Genomic DNA, 17,223 nt, shown 5'->3' on the forward strand with positions numbered 1-17,223 from the left:
CCCGCACACAGCATTCCCGAGCGTTCCTCGGATTTCGAGCGCCTAGTATGACGCGGTGACTTCAACCCTGCCCACCACCACGATCGCGCCCCCACGCACGTGGACCGCCGTGCTGTTCGACCTGGACGGCACGATCATCGACTCCGCGAGCGAGATCATGGGCTCGCTCGCGCACATGTTCGCCGAGATGGGCGTCCCGGTCCCCGACCAGGAGACGCTCCGTTCCTACGTCGGGCCGCCCCTGCTCGACAGCCTCCGCATGACCGCCGGCTTCACCGACGCCGACGCGTGGGAGGCCCTCAACGTCTACCGCGACCACTACGACGACCACCTCCTGCACTCCCCCGTCTTCCCCGGCGTGGAGGGCGTGCTCCAGGCCGTGCAGGCCGCCGGCATCCCGATCGCCCTCGCCACCAGCAAGCCCGAGTCGATGGCGCGCAACGTGCTCGCCCACACCGGCCTCGACGGCTACTTCACCGTGATCGCCGGAGCGAGCGACGACGAGGAGCGCAGCACCAAGGCCGAGGTCGTCGCCGAGGCGCTGCGCGGCCTGCGGGCGCTCGGCGTCGACACCTCGGCGGCGGTCATGGTCGGCGACCGCGGCTACGACGCGCTCGGCGCGGCCGCCCACGGCGTGCCGACGATCCTCGTCGAGTGGGGCTACGGCTCGCCCGACGAGGCGGCCGACGCGATCGCGGTCGTGCACTCCGCCGACCAGCTGCGCGGGCTGCTCGTCCGCTGATCCCCGGGGCGACGCCGAGGGCGGCCCGGGCCGCCCTCGGTCGCCCGCGCCACCCGCGCGCGGCCACCCGCGCGATCCCCTCGCGCCCGCTGCTCCCGATGCGGATGCTTCGACGCAGGACCCACCGCGTCGAAGCATCCGTCGCATGCGCCTGCCCCGAACGTGAGGTTGCCTCGATAGCAACGATTCGGGGATACATCCTTTCCCGAGGGTTCCCCGTGCTCCGATACGGAGGCAGGATTCCGGGTACGTCCGCCCACCGGCGGACGACGTTCGTGTCCCGTGGTCACCGTCACGGGCACTCGGAGGGAGAAGCATGTCAGGGAAGTCCAACCGCGCGCGTCGTCGCGCGGTCGCGGCGATCCCCGTGCTCGCACTCGCAGCCGCCGGATTGGCGACTGTGGGAACGGGCGCGGCGACCGCCGCACCGGCACCGGTCATCGGTGGCGATGAGTACTACATGAACTACGCGGCACCGCGTGCGGAGTCGGCGTTCCAGACCGACGAGGCACTGGATGCCACCATCGACGGCGCCGCGGCCAAGCGCGGAGCCGTGAGCGGCACCGTCGCCGAGCAGTCGGCCGAGATCGACAAGAAGTACGCCCAGGGCAACCCGGTCGCCGCGCGCGGCCTGGCCAAGCTCGAGGCCAAGTCGATCGAGACCGGCAAGAGCCCGAAGGCGCTCAAGAAGGCGAAGTCCACGCAGGAGGCCAAGCTCCTGACGATCCTCATCGAGTTCAACGATGAGGCGAACGACGACTTCACCGACAGCTGGGTGCCCGAGTACTGGGGCGCGTCGACGTGCAAGCCCGGTGAGGTCGTCAACGGTCCGCTGCACAACAACATCCCCGACCCCGCGGACTACGCGCTCGAGGACAACAACTCGATGTGGGTCGAGGACTTCTCCCCCGAGCACTACGACACGATGCTCTACACCGACGAGGGCATCACCGAGCGCGTGCGCCCGGACCTGACGGGTCCCGACGGCGAGCCCGGCATCGACATCTCCGGCTACACGATGAAGTCGATGTACGAGGAGATGTCGCACGGCGCCTACACCGTGACCGGTGAGGCCACGCCGTGGGTCATGATGCCGCACTCCGAGGGCTGGTACGGCGCCACGCGCTGCTTCCTGAACGACGAGGGCGAGTACGAGGCCGGCGCCTACCAGGGCATGCAGGGCCACCCCGACAACCCGCTCGGCGCCAACGCGCTCCCGATCGACGCGGTCGCGGCCCTCGCTGCGGCGCAGCCCGACTTCCCGTGGGCCGACTACGACCTCGAGGACCAGGGCGACCGCGACGGCGACGGCGACTACAACGAGCCCGACGGCGTGATCGACCACGTCGTGCTCGTGCACGCCGGCGAGGACAAGTCGGGCGGCGGCGGCGCCGAGGGCACGTACGCCATCTGGGCGCACTCCTCGGCCGTCCCCGGCGGCGCCGACATCCCCGGCACCGACCTCAAGCTGTCGAACTACATCGTGCAGCCCGAGGACTCGGGCGTCGGCGTGTTCGCGCACGAGTACGGCCACGACCTCGGCCTCCCGGACCTGTACGACGTCTCCGGCGCCGGCAGCTCCGACGTGGACTTCTGGGACCTCATGTCGTCGGGTTCGCACTCCGGCCCGATCTTCCAGTCGATGCCGACCCACATGGGCCTCTGGGACAAGTGGGTGCTCGGCTGGGCCGACCCCAAGGTCGTGAACCCCGGTGACGACACCCAGACCATCAAGGTCGGCCAGTCCTCGCGCCCCAAGAAGGGCACGCAGGACGGCATCAAGGTGAACCTGCCCGACAAGGTGATCACCCTCGCCGATCCGCACAGCGGCGACAACATGTGGTACACGGGCGCGGACCAGGACTGGGCCGACATCCGCCTGTCCCGCACGGTCGACGTCCCCGCCGCGAGCGACGCGAAGTTCTGGATGTGGAACGACTACGTCATCGAGGAGGACTGGGACTACGGCTTCATCGAGGTCTCGACCGACGGCGGCTCCACCTGGACCGAGCAGAAGGTCTACGCCGAGGACGGCTCCGAGGTCACCACGGGTGACGCCTACGGCGACCCGAACGGGCGCCTCGGCGACTACGGCGGCAAGCAGTACGGCCTGACCGGCCACACCGACGGCTGGGAGCACCACTACGTGGACCTCACGCCGTACGCCGGCAGCACCGTGCAGCTGCGCCTCCGCCAGGCCACGGACGCGGCCTACCTCGACCGCGGCTGGTTCGCCGACGACTTCGAGCTGGTCGCCGACGGCGGCACGGTCTGGAGCGACGACGTCGAGTCCGGTGACAACGGCTGGACCAACGAGGTCTCGACCTTCGTCGATTCGACCGGCCCCGGCTGGCGCATCGACACCGGCACCTCGGTCAAGGCGCAGTACTACCTGGTCGAGTGGCGCAACTTCGACGGCTTCGACGAGGGCCTGAAGTACGGCTACAACACCGTCTACAGCGACGGCGCCTGGAAGGTCGAGAAGGTCGCCTACAACGCGCCCGGCGCCCTGGTCTGGTACCGCGACACGACGTACGGCAACTCGAACCAGATCATCTCGAACGAGGCGGCACTGCCGAGCTACGGTGCGAAGGGCGGTCTGCTCATCGTGGACAGCCACTTCGACCCGCTGCAGCGCACGGGCGCGGCGGCCGACGCCGACCCGACGACGCTCAACGTGATGCCCTCGCGTGCGCAGTCCTCGAACGCGGCGTTCGGCGTGACCGACACGCACCCGTTCACGGAGTGCTTCACGCAAGCCGACCCCACGGTGGAGTACTGCACCGAGATCCCCGCCCTCCCCGCGGTGAGCACCTTCACCGACGACCAGGGCTGGGTGCCCGGCTTCGCCGTCGGCCCGACCGGTTCGCTGTACTACCGCGACCGTGACGCCTCGGTGGTCGTCCCGTCGGTCGGCAGCGCGCCGTACTCGGTGCCGCTGTACCACCTCGACGGCACGCCGGCGACGGAGTACTACGGCCTCGACATCGGGATCGGGCCGTTCGGCTCGGGCAACCCGGCCGACGACGGCGTGGGCTTCGGCACCGTCATCACGGTGAAGAAGGCCCTGACCGGCAACAGCGCAGCGCTGATCGAGGTCACCCCGCCGAGCGCGGGCTGATCGAGACGGCCTGACACCGGCGAGGCGCCGGCCCCCTCGGGGGTCGGCGCCTCGTCGCGTCGGGACGTGGCCGGGACGGCACGCGATCGAGGCGGTGCGCGGCGCCGGCGCCGGCGCGGTCGGTCAGGCGGTCACGGCCGGCGCGGCGGCGAGCACGCCGTCGAGCAGGCGCGCGAGACCCCAGGCGAATCGCTCGCCGGCGTCGTCGCCGGCCGCGCGCGCCGAATCGCCGAGCGGGAACGACTCGAGGTCGTCCCAGAGCGTGTCGGACGACGTGGGCGCGGGCTCGGGCCCGGAGTCGGGCTCGACGGCCCGGTCGGCCTCGGCCGCGTCGAACGCGACGGCGCCGAGCACGTGGACGCGCACGGCGTGCGCCGCGCGCCCGGCCTCGAGCGGGCCGAGGCCGGCGTCGGTGAACGCCGCGAGCAGCGCCTCGTCGAACCGCCGCGCATTGGGGCCGTCGAGCGACGTCGCCAGGAGCACGCCCACGAGTCCCGGGCGCTGGACGAGACGCGCGCGCAGCCCGCTCGCGAGTCCGATGATGCGCGTGCGCGCGGGGTCGACGGGGTCGCCCGTCGGCGCGGCGGTCGCGGCATCCGTCCCATCGGCGCCGAGGCCGCCGAGCACCTGCTCGGCCATGCCGTGCAGCAGTGCGTCCTTGCTCGCGTAGTACGTGTACATCGCCGTCGGCGTGAGCCCGAGCGCACCCGCGACGCCGCGCACCGAGACCGCGTCGAACCCCTTGGACTCGAGCAGGTCGAAGGCGGTGCCGAGGATCTCGGCGTGGGTGAGGCTGCGTCGGGGTCCGGGTCTCATGGCGCCTTCCGTAGGGGACTCGACACACCGTACAGCGTTGCCGCCGCCCGGGACGCATGGACGCCGGCGGCCGTGCGTGACACGCTGGGGCGTGAGCGCCGGGGCTCGTCGCCCCGGCCACGAGCAGGAGGTCGAGCGGATGACGCAGCCGGACGCCGCACGGATCACGGTCGTGGGCGACGCCCTGATCGACGAGTTGCGCGACCCGTCCGGGGCGCGTGAGTTCGTCGGCGGCGCCGCGCTCAACGTCGCGGTCGGCCTCGCCCTGCTCGGCGAGGACGTCACGCTCGTCGCGATGGTCGGCGACGACGAGCCCGGTGCGCGCATCCGCGCCTTCCTCGACGACTACGGGGTCCGACTCGTCGCGAGCCCGTCCGAGCGCGGCAGCTCGCGCGCGGTGTCCGACCGCGCTGAGGGCGGCGAGCCGCGGTACGAGTTCAACGACGCCGCGCAGCACCGCCGACTCGCGTTCGACGCAGCGACGCGGGAGGCCCTCTCGGAGGCCGACCTCGTCGTCGTGAGCTGCTACCCGTTCGACGACGAGGAGCAGGTCTCGGCGCTGCTGGACGCCATCCCCGAGCCCGGGCGCCGGCTCGTCGTCGACGGCAACCCGAGGGCGGGCATGCTGCACGACCGCGAGCGGTTCCTCGACAACCTCGTCCGCGTCGCCGGACGCTCGCTGCTCGTGAAGGCCGGCGACGAGGACGCCGACCTCCTCGCCGGCGAGCCGCTCGACGACTTCGTCGAGCGGCTGCGGAGCGCGGGCGGCGATCCGGCCGTGCTGGCGACCGCCGGACGCGACGGCGCCGCGGTGCATGCCGGCGCGCTCGACGTCCACGCCGACATCGTCGCGCTCCCCGGTCCCGTGATCGACACCATGGGCGCGGGCGACGCGACGCTCGCCGCGATCGTGCACCGCATCGCGATCGACGGACTCCCCGCCACCGCGGGGGCCTGGTCCGACGCGCTCGCTGAGGCGATGACGATCGCGGCCGCCACCGTGCGACACGAGGGTGCGCTGCTCCGCACCGGGACGACCTCGCCCCAGCTCGGAAGCTGACGGCGCCTCAGGGGTATTGCGCGCGCCCCCCGTCGGGGCCGTAGACTCGGGCCAACCGCTGATGGCGACATCGGCGCGGTGCGCACCCCCGATCGGCGCTCCACCCCAGACGGACGACGGTCTCGGCACCACGCCCCTCCTGACGCGACCCGAGTTCCCCCGGCGTGCGCCCACGAACGACGCGTCGGGCGCCGCGCGCCGACCGCGCGAACGGCGCGACGAGAGGAGTGGACGTGCCCGACGCGCCCGGCAGCCATCCGGCCACGTCGCCGCTCGCGCTCCCGGTCGTCGAGACCCCGTCCGACGCCGCGCTCATCGCGTCCGCGCGTGCCGGCGACGGCTTCGCCGGCACGCGCCTCTGGCATCGTCACGAGCCCGCGGCCGTCGCCGCCGCAGGGGCGACGCCGGGTGACGCGGACGTCGAGGTCGTCGTCGAGTCGGCCGAGCTCCTGCTCATGTCGTGGCTCGTCGACGGCGGCACGCCCCACGTCGGCGCGGTCCGCCCGCACGTCCTCGCCGCGGTCCGCGAGGCCGCGGCGACCGCCGACGGACGAGGCGGGGCGACGCCGGGCATGCAGCCCGCGCTGCTGGCTCCCGAGGACTGGTATCGCGACGACCTGCCCGACGGCCTCCGCGACGGCGGCGCGATCGCGGCCGCGTACACGTCGCTCGGCACCCCGGCGCAGGAGGCGCTGTGGTCGGCCGAGATCGACGGCCTGCCCTCCGCCGAACTGGCGGCCTCGCTCGGGTGCACGATCGCGGACGCCGACCACCTCGTCGTGGCCGCGCAGGAGGCGCTGCGCGACTCCTGGATCCGCCAGACGCTCGCGGCCATGCCGGGCGACGCCGAGTGCGCCGAGGTGCTCCCCGCCGTGCGCGGCACGCTCGGCCCGGAACGCCGGCTCCCGCATCGCGTGCGCGCCCACATCGACACCTGCGCCGGATGCCGCGCCGCGACGCTCCCGGCCGCCGACCTGTCGCGCCGCCTCGTCGGCCTCGTGCCCCTGCTCGTCCTCGGCGGCGCGTCCGGCGTCGGCTTCCTCGAGGCGACCCGTGCGGGCGCCTCGACCGCCGTGCTCGGCGCCGTGCCGCTCGTCGGCGCCGCGCCGCTCGTCGGGGCCGCGCCGGCGGTCGCCGTCGCCACCAGCGGAACCGCCGGAGCGGCCCGGCCGGACCGCGCCGGCGTCGGGCTCGCCGCCGCCGTCGTCGCCACGACCACGTCCCTCGTGGCGCTCGTGCGGCGACTGCCGAAGAGCCTGACGATCGGCGCCCCCGCGGCGTTCGTCGCCTCGAGCGCGGCGGTGCTGGTCGTGGCCGCCGTGAGCGGTGGCTCGATCGGGGCGCCCGGTCGCGAGGCGCCCGCGGGCGCCGGGACCGCGGAGATCTCGGCGGCCGCGCCCGACATGGGTCCGCCCGAGATCCGCACCACCGAACTCCCCGTCGAACCCGACCCGGACCGCGCGCCGACGGCGGACGGCGACCGGCCGACGCCCTCGACCGCGCCGGACCAGGCGGGCCCCGCCCCGACGTCGCCGGACGACGCCGGCGTGGTCGACGACGGCACCGCCGGGTCCGGCGACGCCGGACCCGGCGCCACGCCCTCGCCCGGCGCGACCCCGGACACGCCCGCGTCCGACGGACCGGCGCAGCCGGTCGTGGACCCCGACGACCCGGCGTCCGACCCCGCACCGCTCTCGTTCGAGGTCGGCGAGCCCGGTGACGGCGGATGGCGCACGCTCATCGTGACCGGTGCGCCGGGCACCGCGTTCACCGTCTTCGACGGGTCCCGGCCGCTGATCGACGGCGTCCTCGACGCCGACGGCGCGGCGGCGTTCGCGATCCGCGGCTCCATCGCGCACCTGTCCATCGGGTCGTCGACGACGACGGTCGCCGCGGGCGACCCCTCGGGGAGCGGCTCGGCCAAGGTCGCGTCGTCCGGCCAGGCCGCCTCGCCGCTGCGCGGCGCCGGCGGCCGCATCGTTTCCACGGACTGACCCGAACCGTTCGCGCAACCCCTCGCGTCGGCGACGGGTTCAGCGCATAGGCTGGTCGAGCCGCGACGTGAGCTGGGGGGCATCATGGACGACCTGGACGACCTCGACCTTCGACCCGATCCGAAGCCGGGCATCGACCGCCGCACGCTCGCGAAGGCGGCCGCCTGGTCGGTGCCGGCGATCCTCGTGGCGGCGCCGGCGCCGGCGTACGCCGCGAGCCCGGGCGGCGTGTCGAGCGCCTCGGTCATCGGAAGCTGCAACGGCACCGGCCGCACCGGGACGATCCAGGTCGTGCTGCCGAACCTCCCGCTCGGCTCGATCGTCCAGATCACGCTGCAGCACTCGGGCCAGGGCGGGTTCTCGGCGACGACCGACTTCACGCCGTCGAGCCAGACCGGCAGCACCTACCTCATCGAGGGCACCGGCGGCACGTTCTCGGGCACGTTCACGATCACGTTCAACCTCGGCACGAACCAGCAGGGCACGGTGACGGCGACCGTGGCCGCGGTGTCGGGCGTCGTCGTGGAGGGCGACACGACCGGCTTCGTGACGAAGCGCCACGACGGGAACAGCGGCAACTACAACCAGTGCTCCGCCGGCTGACCGACGGCCGACGGCGACGTCACTCGGGCCGGGCCGCCTCGTCGGGCAGCACCGGCTCGACGGCGTCCGCGTGCCGCGCCGAGATCGCGCGCGCGCGACGCGTGGCGAACTCGATGAGCACGAGGACCGCGGCGATCGCGAGCACGCTCAGGATCGCGGCCACCGGGTCGCGCTGCGCGGCCTGGATGATGGCGTTGACCGTCGCGAGTCCGAGCACGCCGTAGAGGGTCGCCCAGGCGGCGCCGCCGACGACCAGCGCGGGCAGGTACTTCACGAGCGGCATTCGGAGCACGCCCGCCGCGAGGTTCACGGCGGTCTGGAACCCCACGGTGAGGAACGACAGGGCCACGACCGGCGCGCCGAAGCGCTCGATGACGGCTTCGGCGCGAGCGAGCCGGGGCGCCATCCGCCCGCGCCGCTCGAGCAGCCGCTTGACGCCCGCGCGCGAGCCGCGCCCGAGCGCGTAGGTGCCGCCGGCGCGCAGGAGCACGATCACGAACAGCACGCCGATCGCCGCCGGAAGGGGCCATCCCTCGAAGATCTCCACCGCACCGCCCGTCGCCGTCATCGACCGCCGAGGGCGATGGACCACCGCCCGGACGTCGCGGTCGTGGGTTCCCTCCGAGTCTATCCGGCAACGCGCAGCGCGCTCGGCGGTCGATGACGGCGACGGCGACGGCGGGGTCGTGCCGCGCGGCCGCCCGCGGACGCCGCACGGACCTTCCGACGATCCGCACCCGCCGCTACTGTCGATGCCGAGGACGTGGAGGTCATCATGGCGCGCAACCCGGTCAAGCTCATCCCGGACGGCTTCTCGCCGATCCCCTCGCTCGAGGCGCTCGGGTCGGTCGAGGTCGCCGCGGTCGACGAGTTCGGCGGCGGAACGGGCGGTGCCGGGCTCGACGCGATCGGCGTGCTGGTCCAGGAGGAGGGCCCGCTCCCCGACGGCATCGGGCTCGACCGCGAGGCGCTCGCGCGGGCCGGCTTCGAGGGCAAGCCCGGCCAGGCGCTGGTCCTGCCGCAGGCGGGGAACTCGCTCATCATCGTCGTCGGCGGCGCACCCGCGGACGAGACGACCGAGGCGACGCTCCGTGACGCGGCCGCGACCGCCGTCCGGGCGGCGCCGAAGGCGACCACGCTCGGCCTGCGCGTCCCCGTCACCGGCTCGACGGATGCCGCGGACGCGGCGCGCGCGCTGACGGAGGGGGTGCTCCTCGGCCGGTACCGGTACGACGCGCTCAAGGCCGAACCGCGGGTGCCCGCACTCGAGCGGCTCGAACTGCGGATCGACGGCGCCGATCCCGACGCGGCATCCGCCGGCGCGGCCGAAGGCATCGTGACCGCGCGCGCGACGGCCCTCGCTCGCGATCTCGCCAACACGCCGCCGAGCCACCTGACGGCGAGCGACCTCGCCGACGTCGCGGAGCTGCTCGGCGGGCGGTTCGGGTTCGATGTCGAGGTCTTCGACCGGGCGCAGCTCATCGAGCTCGGGTGCGGCGGCATCCTGGGCGTGAACGCGGCGAGTGCGGAGGAGCCGCGCATGATCGTGCTCCGGTACGCGCCGGAGGGCGAGCCGAGCGGCCACCTCGGCCTCGTCGGCAAGGGCATCATGTACGACTCGGGCGGCATCAGCCTGAAGCCGAGCGACCCGATGCACCTCCTCATGAAGATGGACATGGGCGGCGCCGCCGCGGTGCTCGGCGCCTTCACCGCACTGCGCGACCTCGGCGCGAGCGCGCGCGTCACCGGATGGCTGATGTGCACGGACAACATGCCGTCCGGATCGGCGTACAAGCTCGGCGACGTGCTGACGGCGCGCGGCGGCAAGACGGTCGAGGTGAAGAACACCGACGCCGAGGGCCGCCTGGTCATGATGGACGGCCTCGTGCTCGCGACCGAGGAGGGCGTCGACGCGATCGTCGACGTCGCGACGCTCACGGGCGCCGCGCTCCGCGCGCTGGGCGACTCGCACTCCGTCGTGCTGGGCACGAGCCAGCCGCTCGTGGACCGCCTGGTCGAGGCCGGCTCGGCGACGGACGAGCTCACGTGGCAGTTCCCGCTGGTGCGCAGGTACCGCAAGCTCATGGACTCGGACATCGCGGACGTCGCGAACCTCGGCGGCGTGAACGCGGGCGCCACGACCGCGGCGCTGTTCCTCGCCGAGTTCGTCGGCGAGACGCCGTGGGCCCACCTCGACATCGCGGGCACCATGAACGCCGAGAGCGACGAAGCCTGGCGGTCGAAGGGCGCGACCGGCTACGGCGCCCGCCTGCTGGTCGAGGCGGCCCGGGGGTTCACGCCGGTCGGCTGAGCGCACGTCGCTTCGGCACCCGACTGCGTCGGGTGGTGCCCTCGGACGCCTCGCGACCCGCCGCTCAGCCCTCGAGGCTCCGGGCGTGCGCCTCCATCTCCTCGGTCATGCGCCGCAGGTAGCGCAGGATCACCTCGCGTTCGGCCTCGTCGAACTCGGCGTCGACGGCGCGGGCGAGGTCGCCGAGCGGGGCGAAGAACTGGGTCGCCACGGCCCGCGCGCGCGGGCTGTAGTGCAGGGTGACCGACCGGCGGTCGGCGACGCCGCGGCGACGCTCCAGGTGCCCCGCGGTTTCGAGCTTGTCGATGAGCGAGGTCGTGGCGGCGGGGCTGAGGCGCACCGCGCGACCGAGGGCGCCCGCGGTGAGGGGGGCTCCCGCCTGCTCGGCCTGCATCACGGCGACGAGCGCCTCGAGTTCGCGTTCGGAGAGGTGCTCGGACCGCGCGAAGGCGTCGGCGATGCGGCGGTTCTGCGTGGCGAGCCGCTGGTGCAGCAGCGACAGCTCGTCGTAGCCGCGGGGCGGGGTGGACATGTGGACCATCTTTGCAACTCGCTCGGGGTTGTGCTTCACTTCTGCAGGAAGCTTATTTCGAAAGGCGAAAGATATGAAGCGCGAACGGTGGATCGGGCTGGTCGTCATCAGCGTCGCCGTGGCCCTCATCATCGTCGACAGCACGATCGTGAACGTCGCGATCCCCGCCGTCGTCGACGACATCGGCATCACCTCGACCGAGGTCCAATGGGTGCAGGAGAGCTACACGCTCGTGTTCGCCGCCTTCCTGCTGCTGTTCGGCGCGCTCGCCGACCGCTACGGCCGCCGCCTCGTGATGGTGCTCGGCATCGCCGTCTTCGCCGCCTCCTCGATCGCGGCCGCCCTCGCGGACTCGGGCAGTGCACTGATCCTCGCGAGGCTCGTGCAGGGGCTCGGCGGCGCCGCCATCCTGCCGACGACGCTGTCGCTCATCAACGCGAACTTCCAGGGTCGCGAACGCGGCATCGCGTTCGCCGTCTGGGGCTCGACGATCGGCGGCATGGCCGCGGTCGGCCCGCTCCTCGGCGGCTGGCTGACGACCGACTTCTCGTGGCGCTGGGCGTTCGGCATCAACGTGCCGCTGGGCGTGCTCATCATCATCGGCGTGCTGCTGTTCGTGCCCGAGTCCCGCGCCGAGCACGACCGCCCGATCGACTGGGTCGGCGCGCTCATCTCGGTCGTGGCATCCGGTTCGATCGTCTTCGGCCTCATCGAGGGCCGCACCTACGGCTGGTGGACCGTCGAGCAGGCCCCCGCCGTCGGCGACTGGACCTGGCCGTGGGAGCTCTCCCCCATCCCGATCGCCTTCGCCGTCGGCATCCTCTTCGTCGCGATCTTCGTCGTGCGCGCCCGCATCCGACACCGCGCGGGCAGGCCGGTGCTGCTGACCCCCGACCTCTTCGGGATCCGGTCGTTCCGGAACGGCAACATCGCGGCGGCCATCGTGTCGCTCGGCGAGTTCGGCATCATCCTCGCCCTGCCGCTCTGGCTGCAGAACGCACTCGGGTACACCGCGCTGCAGACCGGCTGGGTGCTCGTCGCCCTCGCCGGCGGCTCCTTCCTCGCGAGCGGACTCGCGAGCGCGCTCATCTCGCGCTTCTCGGCCCTGACGTCGGTGCGCGCGGGCATCATCGCCGAGATCCTCGGGCTCGCGCTCATCGGCCTCGTGATCGCGGTCGACACGCCGTGGTGGGCGATCTGCGGGGGCCTCTTCGTCTACGGCTTCGGCGTGGGCCTCGCGACCGCCCAGCTGACCAACGTCGTGCTGCACGACGTGCCCGTCGCGCGCTCGGGCGAGGCCTCGGGCACCCAGAGCACCTCGCGGCAGCTCGGCTCGGCGCTCGGCGTCGCGATCCTCGGCACCCTGCTGTTCACGTCGCTCGAACTCGACCTGGGCCAGCGACTCGAGGGCACGCCGGGCGCCGACCAGGTCGTCGCCGCGGTCGTCGATTCCGCGGGCGCCGCGATCCCGGGCATCGAGGCGCAGAGCGCCGCGGCGGCCGACGCGGCACGCGAATCGCTGAGTTCGGCCACGTCGCACGTCGCCTACGCGGCCGCGGGCTTCCTCGGGCTCGGCCTGCTCGCCACACTCGGACTCGGTGCGGCGCGGCGCGAGGCGGATGCCGCCGAGCCCGCCGAAGCGCGGGAGGCCGGCGCACCCGCGGAGTGACCGCCGGTCGACGCGCGCGGCCGGTTGACGGGACGCGCGGCCTCAGACGGCCGGTTCGGCGTGCCGGCCCACCCAGGCCAGCAGCGGCTCTACCGCGTGCCAGACACCGTCGAGGTCGCGCATCGTGGCCTCGGGCGGCAGCGTGCCGAGGCCCGCGAAGTGGGTGAACCGCAGCAGCCGGATGCGCGGATGCTCCCGGTCCACGCCGCGCGGCGCGGTCTTCAGGAACGGTCCCGCGAGTTCGAGCCCGGCCGACTCGAGGTCGTCCACGATGCCCTCGAGCTCCGCGGCGGCCGGCCCGTCGGCGACGAGCACCTCGCGGACGCGCTGCAGCTGCTCGCGCGCGGGCTCGTAGAGCCCGCCGCCGGCGTGCAGCCCGTCCGCCGAGATCGAGACGTACACGCCGCCGACGCGGCCGGCCGTCATCGCGCCGTTGAGCTTGTAGGGCGACTTGTCGGCACTGAAGCGGACGTCGCGGTTCGGCCGGAACACCTTCGCCGGCCCGTAGCGCGGCTCGGCGAGCGCGGCGACGCCCTCGAGCGGCACCCGGACGAGCCGCTCGTAGTCGCCGCGGTGCGCCTGCCACCAGTCGCGGGAGTTGTGCTGCTCGAGCTCCGCGTAGAAGGCGAACGCGTCCGGGTCGAAGAGGCGCCGATCCGGCGCGATCGCGTCCCCCGGGTCCGTCGACCCGGTCTCGTCGGCGGCGGTACGGCCTTCGGCGGTCACGACGACGCCCGCGGTCAGGCCCGGTCGACGCGCCCGGACCCGGCGACGTCCGGCGCGGCGTCGGGTGCGCCATCCGGGAGCGCGGCCTCGATCGCCGCGATGATCTCGGGGTCGTCGGGCACCGTGGTCGGCCGGAAGCGGCGCACCTCGCCGGACGGGAGCACCAGGAACTTCTCGAAGTTCCAGGTGACGCGGCCCGCCTTGCCCTCGGCATCCGGGGTGCGCTTCAGCTCGGCGTAGAGCGGGTGCTCGCTGCGGCCGTTGACGCGCACGCGGTCGAGGATCGGGAAGGTGATGCCCCACGTCGTGGAGCAGTACTCGCTGACCGCCTCGTTCGAGGAGAGCTCCTGCAGGAACTGGTTGCTCGGGAAGCCGAGCACCGTGAAGCCGCGGTCGCCGTACGTGCGCTGCAGCTGCTCGAGCTGCTCGTACTGCGGCGAGAGCCCGCAGCGCGATGCGACGTTGACGACCAGCCTGACCTGGCCGGCCCAATCGCCCAGCGTGCGGGTCTCACCCGACATCGTCGTGAAGGGGATGGTCTCGAGTTCGGTCATTCGCCGCAGCTCCCTCGGGTCGATGCCACCACGCTAGCGCCGGGCGCTGGGAGCCCGCTCGCAGTCCCGCCGCCGACGGCGCTACCGGGTGGCGCGGGCGAGGTAGACCGCCTCGGTGCGGCTCGAGGCGCCGAGCTTGCGGAGGATCGCCGACACGTGCACGCTCGCGGTCTTGCCGGTGATGTAGAGCCGCTCGCCGATCTGGCGGTTGCTGAGCCCCTCGGCGATCAGGTCGAGCACCTGGCGCTCGCGCGCGGTCAGCTCGGCCACGGCGTCGCCCGCATCGTCGGCGCCCGCCACGCCGGCGACGCCCTGCAGGCCGTCGCGTCGGCTCGCGCCGTCGAGCGAGAGGCCGGCCTGCATCGCGACGCGCGCGGCGCGGGTCTGCACGGCCGTGACGCCGCCCACGACCGCCGCGTCGAACGCCCCCTGGAGCGCGTCGCGCGCCCCCGCTCGATCGCCCGCGTCGAGCTGCGCCTCGCCGAGCCGGAGCAGCGCGTACGGACGGAGGAACTGCGGGGCGGACTCGCGCGAGGCCTCGTCGACGGCCGCCTGCCAGGCGGCGGCGGTCGGTGCCAGCTCGGCCTCGACGAGCGCCGCCCAGAGCCCGTGGGTCGGCCAGAACGACAGCCGGCCGAGCATCTCGCGCAACCGCGGCTCCGCCGCGAGGATCTCGGACGCCTCGGCCTCGCCGACGCGAGCGGGGTCGGCCCGCACCGCGGCGATCACGCGCGAGACCGCCCAGAGCAGTGGTTCCGCGTACCCGGCGAGGGGCAGCACCGGCTCGTCGAGCACGCCGCGCCCGTCGCGCCACGCCTGCGGGAGGTCGCCCGTCGCGAGCCCGATCTCGACCTCCACGCGCCCCACCGCGAGCCGGGTCTGCATCTCGACCTGCATGACCGGTGCCATCGCCGCTCGGTACTGCCGGAGCAGCTCGGCGGCGTGCTCGGCGTCGCCCCGCCACACCAGCGCCCACAGCTTGGCCCGCTGCAGGTAGATGCGGAACGGCCCCGGCGGGTCGAGGGCCAGGGCGCGCTCGATGAGCGCGTCGGCCCGCTCCCACTCGCCCAGTGCGAAGAGCGGATCGACCGCGTTGGAGGCCAGGATCACGCCGGAGCTGCGCTCGACGCCCTGCGCCCGGGCACGGGCGAGGCCCTCCTCCGCCAGTCGCACGGCCTCGTGGTGGTCGCCGACGAGGTAGCGGAGGTCGGACGCGTTGACCCAGTAGCGCAGCAGCGCGGCGCCGTCGCCCTCGGCGAGCGCGTGGGCGCGGTCCATGTCGACGAGCGCACGATCGACCTCGCCGCGCGCGGCGCGGCTCACCGCGCTGATGTTCATCGCGACCGACGCGTACCGCGGGAAGTCGATGGACCGTGCGAGCTCGTACGCGGCATCCGCCGTCTCGACGGCCTCGGCGGTGCGCCCCTCGATCATGAAGCGGCCGGCCAGTGCCGTCAGCACCGTCGCGCGGAGCTCCTCCGACGCGTCGCTCCCGTCGTCGGGGATGGCGGCGAGCGACTCCTCGAGCAGCGGGATCGACCCGTCGCGGCCGACGTTGGCGAGGTACTGCGCCTTGTCGCGCAGCAGTCGCGGGTACTGCGGGTCGTCGCGCGGGCACTCGGCGAGCGCCGCCTTGACGAGCGCGAGGCTGCGCTCCCCCTCGCCGGCGTGCCGCAGCTGCGAGGCCGTGCGGCCCATGAGCTCGAGCTTGCCCATGCCGGCGATGTGCGCCGCGTCGGGCACCGTGTCCCACAGCTCGAGGGCACGCTCGCCGAGCCGGGCGGACGTCGCGTACGCCACCGCCGCGCGCGCCTCGCGCATCGCGTGGATCGTCGCCGGGAAGGCGCGGATCGGATCACGGGCGCCCATCCAGTGGTACGAGATCTCGGCGGCGAGCCGCCGCCCTCCGGCCGCGGCCTGCGCCTCGTAGGCCTCCGCGTAGCGGGCGTGGTAGCGGGCCCGCTCGCCCGGCAGCAGGTCTTCGAGGATGGCCTCGCGCACCAGCGCGTGGCGGAACGCGTAGTCGTCGCCGTCGATCACGAGCACGCCGTAGAGCACGCTCTCGCGCGCGGCGGACTCGAGCTGCGGCTCGGTGCCGCGGTACACCTCGGAGAGCAGTGCGTGCGGCACCCGGACTCCGCCCGTCGAGAGCAGCCGGAGCAGCTCCTGCGCCTCGTCCGAGAGCCGCTCGTACCGCGCGAGCAGGAGGTCGCGCAGCGTGTCGGGCACGAAGCCCTCGTCGCGGCAGCCGTCGATGCCGACGAGCTCCTCGACGAAGAACGGGACGCCGTCGCTGCGGCGGAACACGGTCTCGAGGGCCTGGTCGCTCAGCGCGTCGTCGACGACGAGGGTGCCGACGAGCGCGCGGACCTCCGCCTCGTCGAGGCGGCCGAGCTCGCGGCGCTCGACCCAGCGATCGCGCTCGGCCTCGGACAGGAAGCTGCGCAGCGGGTGGCCGCGCGTCACGTCGTCGGTGCGGTACGTGAGCACGACGAGCAGGCGGCTCGAGCCGAGCGAGCGCAGCAGGAAGCGCAGGAGGGCGAGCGTCGCGGCATCGACCCAGTGGAGGTCCTCGATCACCAGCACGATCGGCTCGTCGCGCGAGAGCGTCTCGAGCAGCACGGCGACCGCCTCGTGCAGCTGCCCGCTCCCGGCGCCGCCGGGCGTGATCACGACCTCGCCGGCGGGGCCGCCGTCGACGGCGGCGAGCTCGGGCAGCAGCGCCATGAGGGCGGCACGGCCGGGTCCGACGGCGTCGAGCGCGCGCTCGGCGCCCACCTGGGCGACGAGCTGGCGCAGCGCGCCCTTGATCGGGGAATACGGTGCGGCGACGTCCCCGAGGTCGACGCACTGGCCGCGCACGAGCCGTACGTCCGGCCCGAGCGCGCGCGTGAACTCGGCGACCAGGCGCGTCTTGCCGATGCCCGCCTCGCCGCCGATCACGGCGGTCGACGGCGTGCCGGCGCGGACGGAGTCGAGGAGCCCGGCCAGCCACTCGAGTTCGGCGTCGCGACCCACGATGGTCGTACTCGACGGGGAGCTGCTCACCATCCAATCGTCCCACGCACCGACGACATCGGCGCCGGGCCCGAGGG

The 17,223-nt window shown here is 73.8% G+C and carries 13 protein-coding genes; 7 read left to right on the forward strand and 6 right to left on the reverse strand.

Annotated features, from left to right (window positions below; all coding sequences use genetic code 11):
• Window positions 1–55 precede the first annotated feature (55 nt).
• Together ABD230_RS06955 and ABD230_RS06960 are read left to right on the forward strand one after the other, a co-directional pair.
• Complete coding sequence (locus tag ABD230_RS06955; protein ID WP_344370856.1) at window positions 56–742, forward strand: HAD hydrolase-like protein; 687 nt, start codon at window positions 56–58, stop codon at window positions 740–742.
• 316 nt (window positions 743–1,058) lie between these two features.
• Window positions 1,059–3,863: an immune inhibitor A domain-containing protein gene (locus ABD230_RS06960; RefSeq protein ID WP_344370860.1), complete on the forward strand. Its 2,805-nt coding sequence runs from the start codon at window positions 1,059–1,061 to the stop codon at window positions 3,861–3,863.
• A gap of 123 nt (window positions 3,864–3,986) precedes the next feature.
• Here the strand turns inward: ABD230_RS06960 and ABD230_RS06965 are convergent, their stop codons facing one another.
• Complete coding sequence (locus ABD230_RS06965; RefSeq protein ID WP_344370865.1) at window positions 3,987–4,679, reverse strand: TetR/AcrR family transcriptional regulator; 693 nt, start codon at window positions 4,677–4,679, stop codon at window positions 3,987–3,989.
• 91 nt (window positions 4,680–4,770) lie between these two features.
• Here ABD230_RS06965 and ABD230_RS06970 point away from each other — a divergent pair, with 91 nt between their 5' ends.
• The 3 genes from ABD230_RS06970 to ABD230_RS06980 all read left to right on the forward strand — a co-directional run bounded on the left by ABD230_RS06970 (window position 4,771) and on the right by ABD230_RS06980 (window position 8,336).
• Window positions 4,771–5,739 (forward strand): carbohydrate kinase family protein, encoded by a 969-nt coding sequence (locus ABD230_RS06970; RefSeq protein ID WP_344370867.1) that lies wholly within the window; start codon window positions 4,771–4,773, stop codon window positions 5,737–5,739.
• A gap of 233 nt (window positions 5,740–5,972) precedes the next feature.
• Window positions 5,973–7,733: a hypothetical protein gene (locus ABD230_RS06975; protein WP_344370869.1), complete on the forward strand. Its 1,761-nt coding sequence runs from the start codon at window positions 5,973–5,975 to the stop codon at window positions 7,731–7,733.
• 84 nt (window positions 7,734–7,817) lie between these two features.
• On the forward strand, window positions 7,818–8,336 hold the full coding sequence (locus ABD230_RS06980; protein ID WP_344370871.1) for a hypothetical protein: 519 nt from the start codon (window positions 7,818–7,820) through the stop codon (window positions 8,334–8,336).
• Window positions 8,337–8,355: 19 nt separating this feature from the next.
• Here ABD230_RS06980 and ABD230_RS06985 read toward each other — a convergent pair whose 3' ends face one another.
• A complete protein-coding gene (locus ABD230_RS06985; RefSeq protein WP_344370874.1) occupies window positions 8,356–8,904 on the reverse strand; it encodes a DedA family protein in 549 nt (182 codons plus the stop codon).
• A gap of 207 nt (window positions 8,905–9,111) precedes the next feature.
• Here ABD230_RS06985 and ABD230_RS06990 point away from each other — a divergent pair, with 207 nt between their 5' ends.
• The gene (locus ABD230_RS06990; protein WP_344370876.1) at window positions 9,112–10,647 is read left to right on the forward strand and encodes a leucyl aminopeptidase; all 1,536 of its coding nucleotides are present in this window, start codon (window positions 9,112–9,114) and stop codon (window positions 10,645–10,647) included.
• A 64-nt stretch (window positions 10,648–10,711) separates the two neighbouring features.
• Here the strand turns inward: ABD230_RS06990 and ABD230_RS06995 are convergent, their stop codons facing one another.
• Complete coding sequence (locus ABD230_RS06995; RefSeq protein WP_344370878.1) at window positions 10,712–11,179, reverse strand: MarR family winged helix-turn-helix transcriptional regulator; 468 nt, start codon at window positions 11,177–11,179, stop codon at window positions 10,712–10,714.
• Between the two features lie 73 nt (window positions 11,180–11,252).
• On the opposite strand from ABD230_RS06995, the gene ABD230_RS07000 reads away from it, so the two are divergent.
• Window positions 11,253–12,848, forward strand: coding sequence for a DHA2 family efflux MFS transporter permease subunit (locus ABD230_RS07000; protein WP_344370881.1), 1,596 nt, complete (start codon window positions 11,253–11,255; stop codon window positions 12,846–12,848).
• Between the two features lie 42 nt (window positions 12,849–12,890).
• Here the strand turns inward: ABD230_RS07000 and ABD230_RS07005 are convergent, their stop codons facing one another.
• The 3 genes from ABD230_RS07005 to ABD230_RS07015 form a co-directional block, all read right to left on the reverse strand.
• A complete protein-coding gene (locus ABD230_RS07005) occupies window positions 12,891–13,574 on the reverse strand; it encodes a TIGR02453 family protein (protein WP_344370883.1) in 684 nt (227 codons plus the stop codon).
• A gap of 14 nt (window positions 13,575–13,588) precedes the next feature.
• Window positions 13,589–14,128, reverse strand: coding sequence for a glutathione peroxidase (locus ABD230_RS07010; RefSeq protein WP_344370886.1), 540 nt, complete (start codon window positions 14,126–14,128; stop codon window positions 13,589–13,591).
• 81 nt (window positions 14,129–14,209) lie between these two features.
• Window positions 14,210–17,176, reverse strand: coding sequence for a helix-turn-helix transcriptional regulator (locus ABD230_RS07015; RefSeq protein WP_344370888.1), 2,967 nt, complete (start codon window positions 17,174–17,176; stop codon window positions 14,210–14,212).
• Between the last annotated feature and the right edge of the window lie 47 nt (window positions 17,177–17,223).

It is taken from the genome of Agromyces tropicus, from assembly GCF_039531345.1.
In the GTDB taxonomy this organism is placed as follows: Bacteria; Actinomycetota; Actinomycetes; order Actinomycetales; family Microbacteriaceae; genus Agromyces; species Agromyces tropicus.